Source organism: Streptomyces doebereineriae, assembly GCF_031845645.1.
Taxonomy (GTDB): domain Bacteria; phylum Actinomycetota; class Actinomycetes; order Streptomycetales; family Streptomycetaceae; genus Streptomyces; species Streptomyces canus.
Genome location: NZ_JAVREZ010000015.1, coordinates 117,970 through 132,616, shown reverse-complemented (window position 1 = coordinate 132,616; position 14,647 = coordinate 117,970). Strand labels below are relative to the sequence as shown.

15 protein-coding genes and 3 pseudogenes are annotated in these 14,647 nt (G+C 68.1%); 10 read left to right on the top strand and 8 right to left on the bottom strand.

Translation table 11 applies throughout. From position 1 onward, the window contains the following. Window positions 1-45 precede the first annotated feature (45 nt). Both RNB18_RS35125 and RNB18_RS35120 read right to left on the bottom strand, forming a co-directional pair. The gene (locus tag RNB18_RS35125; RefSeq protein WP_311718127.1) at window positions 46-252 is read right to left on the bottom strand and encodes a DUF6207 family protein; all 207 of its coding nucleotides are present in this window, start codon (window positions 250-252) and stop codon (window positions 46-48) included. Window positions 253-576: 324 nt separating this feature from the next. After that, window positions 577-1,140 (bottom strand): cysteine hydrolase family protein, encoded by a 564-nt coding sequence (locus RNB18_RS35120; protein ID WP_060892461.1) that lies wholly within the window; start codon window positions 1,138-1,140, stop codon window positions 577-579. Window positions 1,141-1,512: 372 nt separating this feature from the next. Between RNB18_RS35120 and ku the strand changes: the two genes are divergently transcribed. Continuing rightward, window positions 1,513-2,412 carry a non-homologous end joining protein Ku gene (ku, locus tag RNB18_RS35115; protein ID WP_311718126.1) on the top strand — a complete coding sequence of 300 codons (900 nt, stop codon included), beginning with the start codon at window positions 1,513-1,515 and terminating at the stop codon, window positions 2,410-2,412. A 75-nt stretch (window positions 2,413-2,487) separates the two neighbouring features. Here the strand turns inward: ku and RNB18_RS35110 are convergent, their stop codons facing one another. Next, window positions 2,488-3,168: a GNAT family N-acetyltransferase gene (locus RNB18_RS35110; RefSeq protein ID WP_311718125.1), complete on the bottom strand. Its 681-nt coding sequence runs from the start codon at window positions 3,166-3,168 to the stop codon at window positions 2,488-2,490. Between the two features lie 323 nt (window positions 3,169-3,491). Between RNB18_RS35110 and RNB18_RS35105 the strand changes: the two genes are divergently transcribed. Both RNB18_RS35105 and RNB18_RS35100 read left to right on the top strand, forming a co-directional pair. Further along, complete coding sequence (locus tag RNB18_RS35105) at window positions 3,492-3,800, top strand: hypothetical protein (RefSeq protein WP_311718124.1); 309 nt, start codon at window positions 3,492-3,494, stop codon at window positions 3,798-3,800. Window positions 3,801-4,210: 410 nt separating this feature from the next. Further along, on the top strand, window positions 4,211-4,561 hold the full coding sequence (locus RNB18_RS35100) for an ANTAR domain-containing protein (protein ID WP_311718123.1): 351 nt from the start codon (window positions 4,211-4,213) through the stop codon (window positions 4,559-4,561). Between the two features lie 26 nt (window positions 4,562-4,587). Here the strand turns inward: RNB18_RS35100 and RNB18_RS35095 are convergent, their stop codons facing one another. After that, the gene (locus tag RNB18_RS35095) at window positions 4,588-4,950 is read right to left on the bottom strand and encodes an STAS domain-containing protein (protein WP_311718122.1); all 363 of its coding nucleotides are present in this window, start codon (window positions 4,948-4,950) and stop codon (window positions 4,588-4,590) included. Between the two features lie 210 nt (window positions 4,951-5,160). Here RNB18_RS35095 and RNB18_RS35090 point away from each other — a divergent pair, with 210 nt between their 5' ends. Next, a complete protein-coding gene (locus RNB18_RS35090; protein ID WP_311718121.1) occupies window positions 5,161-5,607 on the top strand; it encodes an ATP-binding protein in 447 nt (148 codons plus the stop codon). A 77-nt stretch (window positions 5,608-5,684) separates the two neighbouring features. Here RNB18_RS35090 and RNB18_RS35085 read toward each other — a convergent pair whose 3' ends face one another. The 3 genes and pseudogenes from RNB18_RS35085 to RNB18_RS35075 all read right to left on the bottom strand — a co-directional run bounded on the left by RNB18_RS35085 (window position 5,685) and on the right by RNB18_RS35075 (window position 7,341). After that, the gene (locus RNB18_RS35085) at window positions 5,685-6,035 is read right to left on the bottom strand and encodes a hypothetical protein (protein WP_311718120.1); all 351 of its coding nucleotides are present in this window, start codon (window positions 6,033-6,035) and stop codon (window positions 5,685-5,687) included. A gap of 82 nt (window positions 6,036-6,117) precedes the next feature. Beyond that, window positions 6,118-6,276, bottom strand: coding sequence for a hypothetical protein (locus RNB18_RS35080; RefSeq protein WP_311718119.1), 159 nt, complete (start codon window positions 6,274-6,276; stop codon window positions 6,118-6,120). Between the two features lie 97 nt (window positions 6,277-6,373). Next, window positions 6,374-7,341 (bottom strand): annotated as a pseudogene (locus RNB18_RS35075) (TIGR01777 family oxidoreductase). Window positions 7,342-7,626: 285 nt separating this feature from the next. Here RNB18_RS35075 and RNB18_RS35070 point away from each other — a divergent pair. From RNB18_RS35070 to RNB18_RS35055, 4 genes are all read left to right on the top strand, one after another. Further along, entirely contained in the window at window positions 7,627-8,151 is a 525-nt protein-coding gene (locus tag RNB18_RS35070; RefSeq protein ID WP_059209554.1) for a PadR family transcriptional regulator, read from the top strand. Next, window positions 8,148-8,846, top strand: coding sequence for an ABC transporter ATP-binding protein (locus RNB18_RS35065; RefSeq protein WP_311718118.1), 699 nt, complete (start codon window positions 8,148-8,150; stop codon window positions 8,844-8,846). The genes RNB18_RS35070 and RNB18_RS35065 overlap by 4 nt, the downstream gene beginning before the upstream one ends. Continuing rightward, window positions 8,843-11,140 (top strand): FtsX-like permease family protein, encoded by a 2,298-nt coding sequence (locus RNB18_RS35060; protein WP_311718117.1) that lies wholly within the window; start codon window positions 8,843-8,845, stop codon window positions 11,138-11,140. Before RNB18_RS35065 ends, RNB18_RS35060 begins: the two co-directional genes overlap by 4 nt. 346 nt (window positions 11,141-11,486) lie before the next feature. Continuing rightward, window positions 11,487-12,286 (top strand): IS5 family transposase gene (locus RNB18_RS35055; RefSeq protein WP_311718247.1). Its coding sequence is split into 2 segments (ribosomal slippage): window positions 11,487-11,826 and window positions 11,826-12,286, totalling 801 coding nucleotides; the frame shifts between segments, so codons are not numbered across the junction. Here the strand turns inward: RNB18_RS35055 and RNB18_RS35050 are convergent. Next, window positions 12,279-12,588, bottom strand: a pseudogene (locus RNB18_RS35050) (ankyrin repeat domain-containing protein). The gene RNB18_RS35055 and the pseudogene RNB18_RS35050 overlap by 8 nt on opposite strands. 782 nt (window positions 12,589-13,370) lie before the next feature. On the opposite strand from RNB18_RS35050, the pseudogene RNB18_RS54200 reads away from it, so the two are divergent. Further along, window positions 13,371-13,536 (top strand): annotated as a pseudogene (locus tag RNB18_RS54200) (IS630 family transposase); the annotation flags it as partial. A gap of 218 nt (window positions 13,537-13,754) precedes the next feature. After that, complete coding sequence (locus tag RNB18_RS35040) at window positions 13,755-14,501, top strand: hypothetical protein (protein ID WP_311718116.1); 747 nt, start codon at window positions 13,755-13,757, stop codon at window positions 14,499-14,501. Window positions 14,502-14,647 lie beyond the last annotated feature (146 nt).

Genomic DNA, 14,647 nt, shown 5'->3' with positions numbered 1-14,647 from the left:
CCAGACCACGGCTGGTCAGCGGGACGCGGCCGCCCACCCGCAGCGCTACAAGCCGGGCTCCTGGCGTAGGTCCAGCCGGGCGCCGGGTTCGCCGGGCTCGTGGACCGTGCGGTCGCCCGGTGCGATCGCGTAGTTGGCGGCGAGCAGGTCCTGGACGGCGAAGGCGGTCGCATCGTCGGCGGCTGCGACCTCGACGACGGCCAGGCCCGGCTGTTCAACATGCGTGTCATGGATCGGCCTCCTACCCGGCATGACGTGCCGTCGCCGGTGAAGGTTCTGGCGACCGCGCGGGCTTCACCCGTCCGGGGACGAGAGCCGGCATGTGAACCCAGCACCGACCACGGCGGAGGACCCGACCAGGAGGCTGGCATTATCCGTGAGTCCTGACACCGGTTGTCGATCGGCGGCGACACCGCCCGTTGTTGGCGAAGAGTAATATCGCCGAGTTTTGACACCACTTGGGTGCTTGCGGTGGGAGGCTGGGAGTGCTCTGCATGGTGAGGGGGCGCCGGTGCCACCGAAGACCAAGGTCGATCTGTACGCGGCGATCCGCCGCGATGCCCGGGCGGCCTCCCGCTATTGCGGTGCGATGGCTTTGAGCCAGTCCTCGACGGCGAGGACATCTGCCCACTGCGGGAACAGCTTTTCGGTGAGCATCGTGTGCACCTCGGGGTCGGTGTCGAGGCAGGCATCCGCCAGGACGGTGAGGCCGAAGTCCAGGTCGATGGCGTGCCACAGGGTGGACAGCACTACAGCGCTGGTGGCGATGCCGGTGAGAACAAGGCTGTCGATATCGCGAGCCCTGAGTACCAAGTCGAGGTCGCTGCCCGAGAACGCGCTCCCCCGCCTCTTGGTGACAACCACGTCGCCCTGCTGGGGCGCAACGTCGTCATGAATCGCGGTGCCAGGGGCGCCCTCGGTGAACAGGCCGGCCCGCACGGCGTTTGTCATTACCCTGTTGCGAGGGCTGACTTCCGGATCGCCCGGCCGTAACCCCATCACCACGTAGATCACGGGGATGCCGGCAGCCCGGGCACCGTCGATCGCTCTGCGCAAGCGCGGCAGATATCCGGAACCGTCGTCGGCGATGGCCACGACGTCCCGTTGGACGTCCATCACCAGAAGTGCGCTGTTCGCCATGCTTGCCGTCCCTTCTCCGTTGGGAAACAAGAGCAAGTCTGGTGGATCAACCGAGCCACGGTGGAAGTTTCGGAGATCCTCATCAGCTCGCGCCGCAGTGCGCCCATGACCGGTGTCAGTTCTCATCGACATTTTCTTGCCCTGTGATCACCAAGTGCTGTCCAAACTCAGTGATAAGCGGTGTCGCCCGTCAGTTACGAAGCCAGGAGGCCGACCACGGTGGAGGACACCCCGACCAGGAGGCCGACCACGGCAGGTCAGCGCGCTGGCGAACCCAGCCGCCGGCGGTGGCGGCCATCTGCTGCTCGGGTGCCTGGTACCAGTGGTGCTTTTAGGCTGGGAGGGCTCGGGGCGTATCGCAGGAGGCTTGCCATGCCCCGAACGATCTGGTCCGGTGCGATCAGCTTCGGTCTCGTGACCATCCCGATCCGCGTCGCGTCCGCGACCGAGAACCACTCGATCCAGTTCCACCAGTACCACCTGGAAGACATGGGCCGAGTGCGGGTGCGGAAGATCTGCGACCTGGAGGACCGCGAGATCCCCCAGTCGGAGATCGGCAAGGGCTACGAGTACGCCAAAGACCAGGTGGTGGCCATCTCGGACGCGGAGCTGCAGGACCTGCCGCTGCCCACGGCGAAAGCCATCGAGATCCAGGCCTTCGTACCGCTGGAGTCCATCGACCCGATCCGCATCGCGGAGGGCTACTACCTCGTGCCGGACGGACAGGTGGCGGCGAAGCCGTACAAGCTGCTGCGCCAGGCCCTGGGCAGGTCATCGAAGGTCGCGATCGCCAAGTACGCCTGGTCGGGCCGGGAACGCCTGGGACTGCTGAGGCTGCGCGACGATGCGATCGTTCTGCACGCGATGCGCTGGCCGGACGAGGTGCGCGATCCGGCCGCCGTCGACCCGCCGCACGAGGAGATCTCGGAAGAAGAGATCGAGCAGGCGCTGGCCCTCATCGACCGCATGACCCAGGACGACCTCGAGGGCTCCGAGTTCACCGACACCTACACCGACGCCCTGGCGAAGATCATCGAGGCGAAGCGGGAAGACAAGCCCCTTCCCGAAGCCCCGGAACCCGAGCAGCCGGGCAAGGTCCTCGATCTCATGGCCGCCCTCAACGAGTCCGTCCAGCAGGCCAAGGCCTCCCGCGGCGAGGACGCCGACGTCCACGAAATGCCGAAGAAGACCACGAAGAAGCAGACCGCCAAGAAGACGGCAGCCAAGAAGACCACGAAGAAGACGACAGCACGCCGATCACGCAGCGCCTGACTGTTCTGCTGCGCGCAGGGGTGCTGGCGTCGGCCTTCCGCTCGGGGTGTGCCTGTTGGGGGTCGTGCAGCCGGGTTACGAGGTCGCCTCCTGGAGGCCTGCGCGACTGTCGTCCGAAAGGCCGAACATCGGCAGACAGGGCGGCAGCCCGACGATCGACACCGGGACATGCTGGTGCATCTCCCAGCGGGCTCGCGTCAGTCTCAGTCGCCGCATAATCGCAGGTTGGCCACGCACCACATGCCGCTCGACCCCGTCGAGTTCGTAACCGTGTTTCATGGATACGGCGAACGAGGAGGCGTTGTCCTCGAAGGCACCCGACATCGCCTCGAGTGCGTTCAGGCCGACGAAGGCCAGGTGCAGCACTGCGGCACGCATCTCGGTACCGATCCCTTGCCGCTGGAACCGTGCCCCGAGCCAGGAGCCAGTGCTCACCTCCCGCAGCATGGCAAAGTCCCGGGCCGCGATGGTCTGCAGGCCGACGACCTGGTCATTTTCAAAGACAACGAGGTTCAGGGCCCAGTTCTCAGGTGACCAGTTCCCCCTGCGCAACCAGTGGTGCTGCACCACCGAGCGCGCCCGGTCCGCTGGAGGCAGGTCGGTCCACGGCACGATGAAGGGCATGCGGTCCGGCTCGTGGACGCCTTCTGCTGCAAGCTCACCCAACTCGGCAAGCTCATCCTCGCTGGGCAGGCGCAGCTCCAGGCGCGGGGTTCTCAGACGCAGTCCCACCAAGGGCCAGTGGTCAATCAGCATGCGTCATTGTCGAAGACGAGCGCAGCCCCGGTCATCTGATTTCCACGCTCGGGCAGACACGAGGTTCGACCTGTGAGTCACCGGCGCGGCGGGCGACGCACACCCAAGTGGTGTCACTTCCGATGGACATTCCCCAGCGCGTTGATCAACAAGTGGTCTCCGAACTCACCGACAGGCCGTGTCCGCTGTCACCTACGAAGCCAGTCTCCCCATCACCCGGTGATGGATGTGAGGGTTTCTTAGCCCGGCGGTGACGTTGGCGATGCGGAAGCGGGGCACCTGAATCCGGCACGGTCCATGCGGGTGTCCGGCAGGAGGAGCCAGTGGCCGGTCATGAGGTCTATGCCGCCAACGCATTGTCGGTGGTGGCCGCGATATTGCTGGCGCGATGGTGCCTGGCGGGCCGAAGCGGCAGGCCGCGCCCTGCTGCCGTTTCTCGCCGTGCCTCGCGCTGGGCGGGGTGGAGGGAGGTCCGGCGCACGGGATACGCCGTGGCCCAGGCCGGGCAACGCATGCCGACGGACGCGCCATGCGTTCAGCGGGCGGTGCAGGAGGCCGAAGACCTCGTGCACGGCTACTGGCGTCAGCTCAGTCCTCTCTACCTGTCCAAGCGCGATCACCATCAGCTCTGAGCCGGGCAGCGCATGACCGACACGGGGAGCGGCCAGTTACTGAGGGCTTGGCGGAGGGCTGCGGCAGTCGATGACGGCGTCGACCCCGACGATTACGCGTCAGCCGGGGCCGCCGCTCCGCGCCGCCGTCACTGCGGGCGACGAAATGCGGGAGACGTCTGCGGGGTAGAGGTCGGGGCTTGGCGCTGTGCAGTCGCCGGGGCGGCCAGGGAGCACCTCGCAGTGGCCTTCGCGGACTGGCCACCGGCTGCGGGATCAGGTGTGAGTGGCAAAGGGAGCGCGACCCGGGACGGGAGAGGGCGTAGCTCTCCATCCCACGCTGTGTGACTTTCGCTGCCGTAGTGAGGGTGTCTTGCTGTCGCCGGAGGGGGCAGGCGTACACAAAGCCTTGCCCCTGTACGGAGACCAGCATGACGACCTCCCGCGTGCCGCGGCCCTCGCGCGACGGCACACGTGACGACGCCACGAACGACCGCCTGGAGCAGGAGAACGAGCAACTGCGGCACGCCGTCGATTCCCACGCGACGGTGGATCAGGCCATCGGTGTCCTCACCGCGATCCACCAGCTCGCGCCAGCCGCCGGATTCGACGTGCTGCGTGAGGTCTCCCAGCACACCAACACCAAACTGCACACGGTGGCTGGGACCGTGATCGCCTGGGCGCTGGGGCAGCCGCTGCCGGAGTCGGTGGGGCGGGAGCTGGACGCGGCCGTGCAGCGGCGCTCAGGCCAGCGGAATGCCCCGGACGCGGAAGCCGGGTAGAGCGCCGGAGACGGGCACGGCGTCGGTCAGGGGGCCAGGGCCTGTTCGACGGTGGGATGGCAGCCGATGACCTGGTCGAGGCCGACGAGTTCCAGGACCCGCAGCACCGGCTCCTGGGCGCCGGCGATGCGCAGCCATCCCTGAGCGTCGCTCATGCCCTGGTCGGCGGCGACGAGGACGTTGATGCCGGTGGAGTCCATGAAGGTCACGCCGCTGAGGTCCACCACGGTCCGCGGCGCCGTCGCGCCGTCGAAGGACAGCAGGGCCTGGCTGAGCGTGTCCTTGACGGCGTGGTCGATCTCTCCGCGCACGGTGATCACACGGATGCCGTCGACGGCAGTGTGGTCGATGGACAGGCCGGGCCGGGCTGCTCCGTGGGTGTCTGTCACCGTTTCCTCGACTGCGCTCGCTGATGGGGGCTCGGGCCCCGACACGGTGTGTGTTGGCAGCCTGCCCCGATACTACGGTGAACAGCTGTTCGGTCCTCTGCGTAACCGAGCTCACGGCATGTGAGGCAGAGTCCGGGGTATGTGCGGGCGGATGAACGGGGGAAAAGGGTGGATCCGGCTGAATCAGTCCCCGAGGGCGATGACAGCGTCATGCCTGGCGCCCCTCCGATCCAGGACACCGTCGCCCTGGACGGCGACGGATCCTGCATCGCCGAGGCACGCCACCGCGCGGTGGACTTCCTCACCCGCGTCCAGGCCGAGCACGGCCTGCCGGTGTCCGCATGCGCGATGGACCTGACCCAGCTGGTGGTCAGCGAGCTGGTCACCAACGCCCGCAAGTACGCCCCAGGCCCGGTGCTGATGGAACTGCGCGTTTCCGGCGCCGTCGTGGAAGTGGTCGTGTGGGACAGCGATCCCGTCCTGCCGGTGGCCCGGGCCGCTGACGCGGGCAGGGTCGGGCAGCACGGTCTGGAGATCGTCATGGCCGTCGCGCAGGGCTTCGAGGCCCAGCGGGAGCCGGTCGGCAAACGCATCACCGCCCGCATTGCCCTGCCCGACGACCTGGGCGGGCACGTCGCTGGCCGCCGCCCCCAGTAACAGCCTGCGCTCCCGTCGGCTTCACTGCCTTGCGCGCAGCGCCCCGCCAACGCCCAGTGCGTCCGGCGGGCCGGTCCCTACCTGACCGCCGCCGGCGTCAGGAGCCGGACCCGGCTCTGCTGCCCGGGTGGGCGGCAGAGGCGCGCGCGATGTGCGCGCCGCCGCGGACGACTTCCGCCGCAGCCGCCAGTGGGCACGTCCTGCTTGGCAGCCGGGTACGTCGGCCAGTTGTCGATGCCCGTCGGGCGGGGCTGTGGGCCGACGGCAGCGGCGGCCGCGCTCGGAGAGGCGTCCGCGGCGGGGGTCGTCCCCGAAGACGCGGACGAATGAGCGCGGTCGGTGCCGTGGCCGGCCGAACGGCCGGTCAGGGCCAGCGCGGCGACGACCAGCACGGCGGCGTACCGGGGACGGTGGGTCGGGAAATGCATGGTGGGACTCCGTGAGAGGGGGGGGACGAGAAGCGTCCACGGCCCGGTGGGTTCCAGGCGGTGTGCGCAGTGCCGGGTGGGATCAGGAACCGGTGAAACAGGGACCGGTGGCCGCGGTCGTGGTCGGCTGGAAGACCGCCGCGTCGTAGGCCACATCCGGATCGCCGGTCGCGGCCGCGAACGACGTGTTGTCCGCCTGCATGTAGGCGCCCTCCCAGAGCCGGAGGGCGACGTGGCTCACCAGCACTCGCTACCGAGGCTGGCCAGGGCGCTGGTGTAGCGCACAGGCTGGCCAGGGACGACGGGGGCGGCCGGATCGGCCGCCGTCCCGGATCCGTTCATCGGCGTGCCGCGGAACCGCCGTCGATCCGTTTGCGTACCCGGCGCACCAGCTCATTCGCGGCCTGCGGCCACTGTGCGTACTGAAAGTCGAAGCCTGCCTGGGTCAGGCGGCCTGGGACGACACGGCGGCTCTTCAGCAGCAGTTCGGTGTCGGAACGCAGAGCGAACGCGCCGGCCTCGGCCATCCACTTGGTCGCAGGGAGACCCACCGGTACACCCCACGCGGAGCGCAGGGTGCGCATGAATGCGCGCTGCGGCAGGGGATGGGGAGCCGCCAGGTTCACCGGCCCTGCGATGTCCTCCTTGTCGATCAAGAATTCCACCGCGCGCACGAAGTCGTGTTCGTGGATCCACGACATGTACTGTGCCCCACCGGCGACCGGTCCCCCGAGACCCAGGCGGGCCAGTCCCAGCAGGACGGCGAAGACCCCGCCGGGGTCTGGGCTCATCACCATGGCCGAGCGAAGAGCGACCTTGCGCGTAACCGGCGTTTCGGCCTCCTGCTGAGCCTGCTCCCAGGCCTTGGCGATCTCGACGCTGTACGCCCAGTAGTCCGGCATGCCCGGTTCGGTACCGCCGATCACACCGGTGGCCTCGTCGTTGGGGGCGTCGATGCGGTGCGCGTATACCGTGGCGGTGCTCATCTGCAGCCAGACCCGGGGCGGTTGGGCAGCGCCCGCGATCGCGGCGCCCACGACCCGGGTGGAGTCGACCCGGGAGTCCATCATTTCCTGCAGATTGGCCGCCGTGTATCGGCAACTCACAGTGCGTCCGGCCAGATTGATGACGATATCGCTGCCGTCCACCGCCGCCGTCCATGGCCCCAGGGTCTGACCGTCCCATTCGACCTCGCCCTCGCGCCTGGGGCGTCTGGTGAGAATCACGACCTCGTGGCCTGCGGCGTCGAGTGCGCGCTTCAGGACCGCGCCGATTGTCCGGTGCCCCCGGGAATCACAATCTTCATCGGCTACCCCTCCTTCGTCCCGGGTGAGCCTAGACCAAAGAGTTGAACGCGTTCAAAGCGGGACCGGAGTCGGCCGGAGAGCGTTCTCGATCACGCACGTGACGGCCGGTCACGTCACCAGCGGCATGACTGCGGCGGTTGAGGACGTCACATGCCGGGGCGGGGCCAGCTAGGCCCTGTCTCCCCGATGACGGGTTCCTGCGGCGACTATCAGGAGGACGTCGGGCGGGTCGGCCGCCGGCCGTCCGTTGACGCCAGCTAGATACTGAGTGTAGATACTGAGGTATGACTGTTCCTCTGGCACTTCTCGGACTCCTTGAACGGGAGTCGAGTCACGGCTACGACCTCAAGCGCGACTACGACACCTATTTCGGCCGGGGTAAACCGTTGCCCGCCGGGCAGGTCTACTCGACCCTGGGGCGCCTGGCCCGTGACGGGAAGGTCGAGGTCGGTGAGACCGGGCCCGGTTCGGGGCCGGACCGCAAGCGCTACGTGATCACCGAGCTTGGGGTCACGCAGGTCGAGAGTTGGCTGACCGAGCCGGTCGCGGGTGAACCGCACCTGCAGACGGTGCTGTTCACCAAGGTCGTACTGGCGGTGCTGCTGGAGCGTGACCCCCGCGTGTACCTCGACATCCAGCGCGCTGCCCATATGGAGCGGATGAGGGAGCTGACCGAACTGCGCCGGACCGGCAGCACGATCGACTCGCTGCTGGCCGATCACGGCGTGTTCCACCTGGAGGCCGATCTGCGGTGGATGGACCAGACCGTGGCGCGGCTCGCCGCTCTGACAGCGGAGGTGCGTTCATGAGTTCGGACGATGGCTTCCTGGTGGAAGCGCGGGATGTTGTCCTGTCGTTCGGGAAGACACCCGCACTGCAGGGTGCGAACCTCTGCGCCCGTGCTGGTGAGATCCTTGCCGTCACCGGCCCGAGCGGCTCCGGCAAGTCCACCCTGTTGCACTGCCTGGCCGGGATCCTCGTCCCCGATTCCGGCGAGATCTGGTTCGATGGCCGCCGCGTCGACACCCAGGGTGAGCCCGAACGCAGCACGCTGCGCCGGGACCGGTTCGGTTTCGTCTTCCAGTTCGGTCAGCTCGTCCCCGAACTGACCGCCGAGGAGAATGTCGCGTTGCCGCTCCTGCTCGCCAAGTCCCGCAGGGCGAGTGCGCTGGCCGAGGCCCGCTCGTGGTTCGGGCGGCTCGGTCTGGACGGCCTCGAGGGGCGCCGGTCCGGCGAGCTCTCCGGCGGACAGGCACAGCGTGTCGCCCTTGCCCGCGCCCTGGTCTCCCGGCCCAAGGTGCTGTTCGCCGACGAACCGACCGGTTCGCTCGACTCACTCACCGGCGAGCACGTGATGGACCTCCTGGTCGCCTCCGCACGGGAGGAGGGCACCACCGTCGTCCTCGTGACCCACGAGCCGCGGGTGGCCGCCTTCGCGAAGCGCGAAGTCATCGTCCGCGACGGCAAGGTGACGCCGCTGTTCGTCGAACGGCTCACCTCGTGATCCGCCTCGGCCTGCGCCTCACCGTGAGCGGCGGCAAGGAGGCCGCCGCCCGCCTGGCCGTCATCGCGGCCGCCGTCGCACTCGGCGTCGGATTGCTGCTGAGCATCCTGGCGGCCATCAACGCCACCGCCACCCAGAACAGCCGCAACGCCTGGCTCAACACCGGCTCCGGCACAGTGACATCGAGCCGGTCGGCCGCCGAGGCGGAGACCGACCCGCTGTGGTGGCTGCTTCGGGCGGACCACTTCGACGGCAAAACCATCGGCCGCGTCGACGTCGCCGCCACTGGCCCGAACTCCCCCGTCCCACCGGGCCTTTCACGCCTTCCCGGACCGGGCGAGTTCTACGCCTCACCGGCCCTCAGCAGGCTCCTGCATTCCACCCCGGCCGCCGAACTCGCCGACCGCTACCCCGGCCACCAGGTCGGCACGGTCGGCAAGGCGGCGCTCCCGGGCCCCGACTCCCTGGTCGTCGTCGTTGGCCACCGTCCCGACCAGCTCGCGAAGCAGCACGACGCCACCCGGGTCACCTCGATCACCACCGTGGCCCCCAGCAGCTGCAACGGCACCAACTGCACGGTCAGGGCGGGCATCGACGACAGAGGCATCAAGCTCATCCTCTCCGTCGCCGGCACCGCCCTGATCTTCCCCGTGCTCATCCTCATCGGCACGGCCACCCGCCTGGCAGCCGCCCGCCGCGAGCAGCGCTTCGCCGCGATGCGCCTGGTCGGCGCCACACCGCGGCAGATCTCCATGATTTCGGCCGTCGAATCGACCCTCGCCGCGGTCCTCGGCACGGCCGTCGGCTTCGGCCTCTTCTACTTGTCGCGTACGCAGTTGGCGGCGGTCGACCTCACGAGTACGCCGTACTTCGCCGGCGATCTCACGCTGCGGACCGGTGACATCCTGCTCGTCGCCGTCACCGTCCCGGTGGGGGCCGCCATCGCCGCCCGGATCGCCCTGCGCCGCGTGCAGGTCTCCCCGCTCGGGGTCACCCTGCGCATCACGCCACGCCCGCCGCGGGCCTATCGGCTGATCCCACTGGCCGCCGGCATCGCCGAACTCTCGTACACCATCGGCCGGGTGCCCAGGAACACCAACGGCCAGATCTGGGTCTTCGTCCCGGGAATCCTGCTGGTCCTGACCGGACTCGTCATCGCCGGCCCCTGGCTGACCATGGCCGGAGCCCGCCTCCTGGCCCGGCAGACCAGCCGCCCCGCGCTGCTCGTCGCGGGCCGGCGCCTCGCGGACGACCCGAAGGCCGGCTTCCGCGCGGTCAGCGGGCTGGTCCTCGCCCTGTGCGTCACCAGCGCGGCCGTCGGGATCATCGGCTCGCTGAACGCCGAGCGCAGCATCCCGCAGGCCGACCGGGCGGTCGCCAGCGCCTTGGACGCCAACTACGTCCAAGGCTTCAACTCAGCTACCGGGCGTCAGATCGGCAGCGTGCCCCCGCTCTCGAAGGCCGCGCTCGGTGACCTGAACTCCGTACCGGGCGTCAACGGCGTGCTGATGATCCACACGAACCCGCTCGGCACCACGGACCCGGCCTATCAAGGCCCCCGAGGCGCCGGGACCCCGCCGATCGCCGGCCTGGCCTCGTGTACGGAACTCGCGAAGATGCCGGCCCACAGCGCGTGCGCCTCCGGAGCCCAAGCGGCATCGGTCACCCAGAACTACGGCAGCCTCGGCACGTACTACTGGCAGCACTGGCCCACGGCATGGCCCGCCGCCGACATCTCCGCCCAGCGACTGGCCCGCCTCCCGGTCCAGGAGATCGTCGTGGCCACCGACGGGTCGACGTCGGCAATCGAACGCGCGCGCACCATCCTCGCGAACACGTATCCCGACCGAGACGTCCCTTGGACCGTCCGCGAGGAGCATGCCCAAAGTGGCGCACAGCTCGCCGGATACCAACAACTGGCCAACGTCGTCATCCTGGTCAGTTTCCCCATCGCCGGCTGCAGCTTGGCGGTGAGCGTGGCCGGGGGACTGCGCGACCGCAAGCGCCCCTTCAGCCTGCTGCGGCTGACCGGCACACAGCTCGGGGTGCTGCGGAGGGTGGTGCTTCTGGAGAGCGCGGTCCCGCTCCTGGTGGTCGCCGTCGTGGCGATCGGGATGGGCTTCCTGGCTGCCCAGTTGTTCGTACAGGCACAGTTCAGGTACTCGATCCGGGCACCGGGAATCCAGTACTACGCGATCGTGCTCGCCGGGCTCGCCGCCTCGCTTGCGGTCATCGCGTCCACGATGCCGCTGCTCAGACGCATCACGGGACCCGAAACGGCACGCAACGAGTAGCAGGAACGACGATGGCTCGGACCGGCTCACCGCAGCCGCTCCGAGCCATCCCTCGTTCAGGGCCGCTGGATCGCGAGCTCGTACTCGGGCCGCGCGACTGGGCCGCTGCCCATCAGCTCCGGTACGCACGTGTAGATCGTGTCCTTGCTGACATCTCGGTCATCGACTCGGCCGCCTCCGCTCGCCCCACCGTGCTCCGCGCTGTCCGCCCGGCAGCCTTCCTGGCTTACCGTCCCCTTGCGTTGTGAGATGACCTCAAGTCCAAAGCCAGATGATCAAGGCAACGGCGGTAACGGTGCTTACAAGTCATCTCAATTGGCTGGGTAGGCTGTGGCCTGTGGTGGGGATCGTTGAGCGGCTGGTGCCGGACGAGCTGTGGGAACTGTTCCAGCGGGTGGTGCCGGAGGCGCCGACTCGGCCTCAGGGCGGCGGTCGGCGCCGGCACGGTGACCGTGAGGTACTGGCCGCGATCGTGTTCGTGTCGACGTCGGGCTGCACGTGGCAGCAACTGCCCACCGCTTCGTTCGGACCGTCGGGAGCGACGGCTCACCGCCGGTTCACCGAGTGGACGCAAGCCAGGGTGTGGGCCAAGCTGCACCGCCTGGTCCTCGACGAACTCGGCTCCCGCGGCGAGCTTGACTGGTCCCACTGCGCGATCGATTCGGTCAACATGCGGGCCCTGAAAAGGGGGATCTGACAGGTCCGAATCCTGTCGACCGGGGCAAATATGGCTCGAAGATCCACCTGATCACCGACCGGAACGGTCTGCCCCTGTCTGTCGGAATCTCCGCGGCCAACGTCCATGACAGCCAGGCCCTGGTTCCGCTCGTGCAGGGCATCCCGCCGGTTCGGTCCCGTCGCGGACCTCGGCGGCGCAGACCGGCAAAGCTTCACGCCGACAAGGGATACGACTACGCCCACCTGCGGCGATGGTTATCGGCACGCGGCATCCGGCACCGGATCGCCCGCAAGGGAAGGGACAGCTCCCTGCGGCTGGGCCGCCACCGTTGGGTCGTTGAACGGACCGTCTCGTGGCTGGCCGGCTGCCGCCGCCTTCATCGCCGCTACGAACGCAAGGCAGAACACTTCCTGGCCTTCACCAGCATCGCCTGCACCCTCATCTGTCTGCGCCGCCTCACTAGCTGATGTGCCGTTGCAACAACCTGACTGCCAGGTCGTGGCCATAGTGAAGGGCCAGGTCCATGGGCGTTTGCCCGTCGGGCCCCGGGAGTTGCGGGTCAGCACCGAAGGCCAGGAGCACAGCGGTGGTATGCACAGTCAGTGGGCCGCCGCTCTGCAAGGCGCCATCGCCTTCGGCGTCAATGGCGTGCGTCAGGAGGGTCATGTTGTCGCACACCTCGTCGGGGTCGGCCCCCTAGTAGCTGAGCCAGGGTCTCTGCGTCCTCGTTCTCCACCGCTTGATGGGCCGGTGTCCAGGTGTTCTCCACGGCGGCATTCAACCGTTGCTGCACCAGCCCGGCCAACGCATTCCCCCGTCACTGAGCGCCAATTGAGATGACTTGTAAAGCGCCCACCGTCTCCAGCACAGTCACGCCATCGACCATAGGGCCGAGAGACGTGTTCGAACAGCCATCGCCTCGGGTCTGCCCTTGGTGGAGTGGTATATCGACGGCCAAGTGCCTACCGGCCCCCGCGTCGGGACATCGGTCACAGGGACCGGCTCTCCAGCCTGCACCTGACCCTCTTCATGCCGGGGACGTTTCTCTGTACCTCGCTGGCCGCGTTCTGATGTACGCCGACACCGCTGGTCGCTCGTTCGCGGCTGGTGACAAGGGTCAACCCGTCGGCGACCTCAAGCGATGCGTCCACGACCGTCCTCACGACGCACTCATAGCCGACCTGGCCTGGCGCGGGAAACCCGACAGGCCCGCCCCAGGGGATCAGGCAGATCCTCGGGGCGGGCGCTACAAGAAGCTCGGTCATTCAGCCTGTTGCGTTTCGACGGGAACCAGGGAGATGCCGGCGGCCTTCAGGTCCTGGAGGGCAGAACACGAGGCGGTGTCCTACTAGGCCGGCGGCGCGAGGGCCTGCACGTGGCGCCCCAGCACCAAGCCTGGGTCGGACACGCCCCGGCATCTCCGGCAGGCGCGGATGCTCAGCACTGCTCAGCGACTGCACCATGACGGTGTCATGTGGTGGCCGGCCGGGGTACTTCCAGGGCGTCGGCGACCTTCCGGGCCAGCGCGGCGATCTGCGGCGGCAAGTAGCTGTCGAGGGCGTGTGGTCGCACCTGAAGAGGTCCCTGGCCAACCTCACCAAACATAGCCTCGACCAGCTCACCGCGCTGGTGAAGACGCGGCTGAAACGGATGCAGTACCGACCCCACCTCATCGATGCTCATCGCCAAGACCGGACTCGACCTCCAACCGTCGTAACCCAGCTATTAAAGATCTCTAGCACAAAAGGACCGCTCTGCGTGGGATCAGGGAAAAGATGCTCGTTCAGGGGTAAAGCAAGGTTACGGTTCCCCGCGTTGCGGTTCGGTCCGAGGTGAGGGGCGTCGAGGGGGAGGAGGGGGTCGTTGAGTACGGATCGTCCCGATGAGCGGCCGGCGACTGGACTTCGCCGTGTTTTCCGAGGGCTTGGCGGCAAGATGACGGCCGTCGCTGCGGAGCGTGAGGCCTTGCGCATGGCCAGGGCGGCTCAGGATCCGACCGCCCGTGCCGTCCATACGCGTAACGCGCTTCTGGGCTGGGCGCATCAGTTGTACCGAGCAGGTGACCGCATGCCGGTCTGCGGCGACTTCATGGGGTCTCCTGACGCCTCGTTCGAAAGCGTTCCCCTGACGCTCGAAGACCTGCGCGAGGCCGCACAGTATCTGGTTGAACGAAACCTGATGGAGCTGTTCCACAAGACGCACTGGACGGACCCCGGCTATCGGGAGGTCCATACGGCGCACCGCATTTCCCTGACCCGCCTCGGGCTCGACTGCGCAGAAAGTGGGATGACAGTGTCAGAATTCCTCTACCCCAGGCCTGCGTCGACGGGCGACACGTACAACACGACGGTCGAGTCCGGAGCCCAGGGCTTCCAGATCGGAGGTCGGCAGAACACCATGAACAACACCTGGGGCGTGAAGCCGGACTCGCTGCTGCGATTCGCGAGGGACGTGCTGGCACGGCTTCCCGAACTCGGGCTCGACGACATCGCCGAAGCGGAACTCGTCGAGGAAGCGGCGGCCCTGCACGGCGAGGCGTCGGCTCAGCAGCCGAATCCGACAGCCCTGCGACGGGCGTACGACGCGGTCATGGGTGTCCTGGGGAGGGCTCCGGATTCGACCGCCAGTCAGTGGCTGCGTGAGGCCGGCTCGGTGGCGATCAACAGTGCCCTCGGCGGTTAGCGCGTGGACGCCGTACACGGGATGACTCCGGGGCGAAATGAGGGATGCCCGCGCGAGGCCTGGTCATGAAGCCGCTTCGGTGTGTCCTTCAGAGAGGTTTCTGATACAACCCATGGTTCTGGCGGCGGGTCGTAATGGTGACCGCA

What these genes read in the sequence shown, in the direction of transcription:
- RNB18_RS35040 (WP_311718116.1), top strand. Translation starts at nt 13,755, where the DNA reads ATGACGGCCGTCGCTGCGGAGCGTGAGGCCTTGCGCATGGCCAGGGCG.
- RNB18_RS35090 (WP_311718121.1), top strand. Translation starts at nt 5,161, where the DNA reads ATGCCTGGCGCCCCTCCGATCCAGGACACCGTCGCCCTGGACGGCGAC.
- RNB18_RS35120 (WP_060892461.1), bottom strand. Translation starts at nt 1,140, where the DNA reads ATGGCGAACAGCGCACTTCTGGTGATGGACGTCCAACGGGACGTCGTG.
- RNB18_RS35070 (WP_059209554.1), top strand. Translation starts at nt 7,627, where the DNA reads ATGACTGTTCCTCTGGCACTTCTCGGACTCCTTGAACGGGAGTCGAGT.
- ku (WP_311718126.1), top strand. Translation starts at nt 1,513, where the DNA reads ATGCCCCGAACGATCTGGTCCGGTGCGATCAGCTTCGGTCTCGTGACC.
- RNB18_RS35065 (WP_311718118.1), top strand. Translation starts at nt 8,148, where the DNA reads ATGAGTTCGGACGATGGCTTCCTGGTGGAAGCGCGGGATGTTGTCCTG.
- RNB18_RS35085 (WP_311718120.1), bottom strand. Translation starts at nt 6,035, where the DNA reads ATGCATTTCCCGACCCACCGTCCCCGGTACGCCGCCGTGCTGGTCGTC.
- RNB18_RS35110 (WP_311718125.1), bottom strand. Translation starts at nt 3,168, where the DNA reads ATGCTGATTGACCACTGGCCCTTGGTGGGACTGCGTCTGAGAACCCCG.
- RNB18_RS35125 (WP_311718127.1), bottom strand. Translation starts at nt 252, where the DNA reads ATGCCGGGTAGGAGGCCGATCCATGACACGCATGTTGAACAGCCGGGC.
- RNB18_RS35100 (WP_311718123.1), top strand. Translation starts at nt 4,211, where the DNA reads ATGACGACCTCCCGCGTGCCGCGGCCCTCGCGCGACGGCACACGTGAC.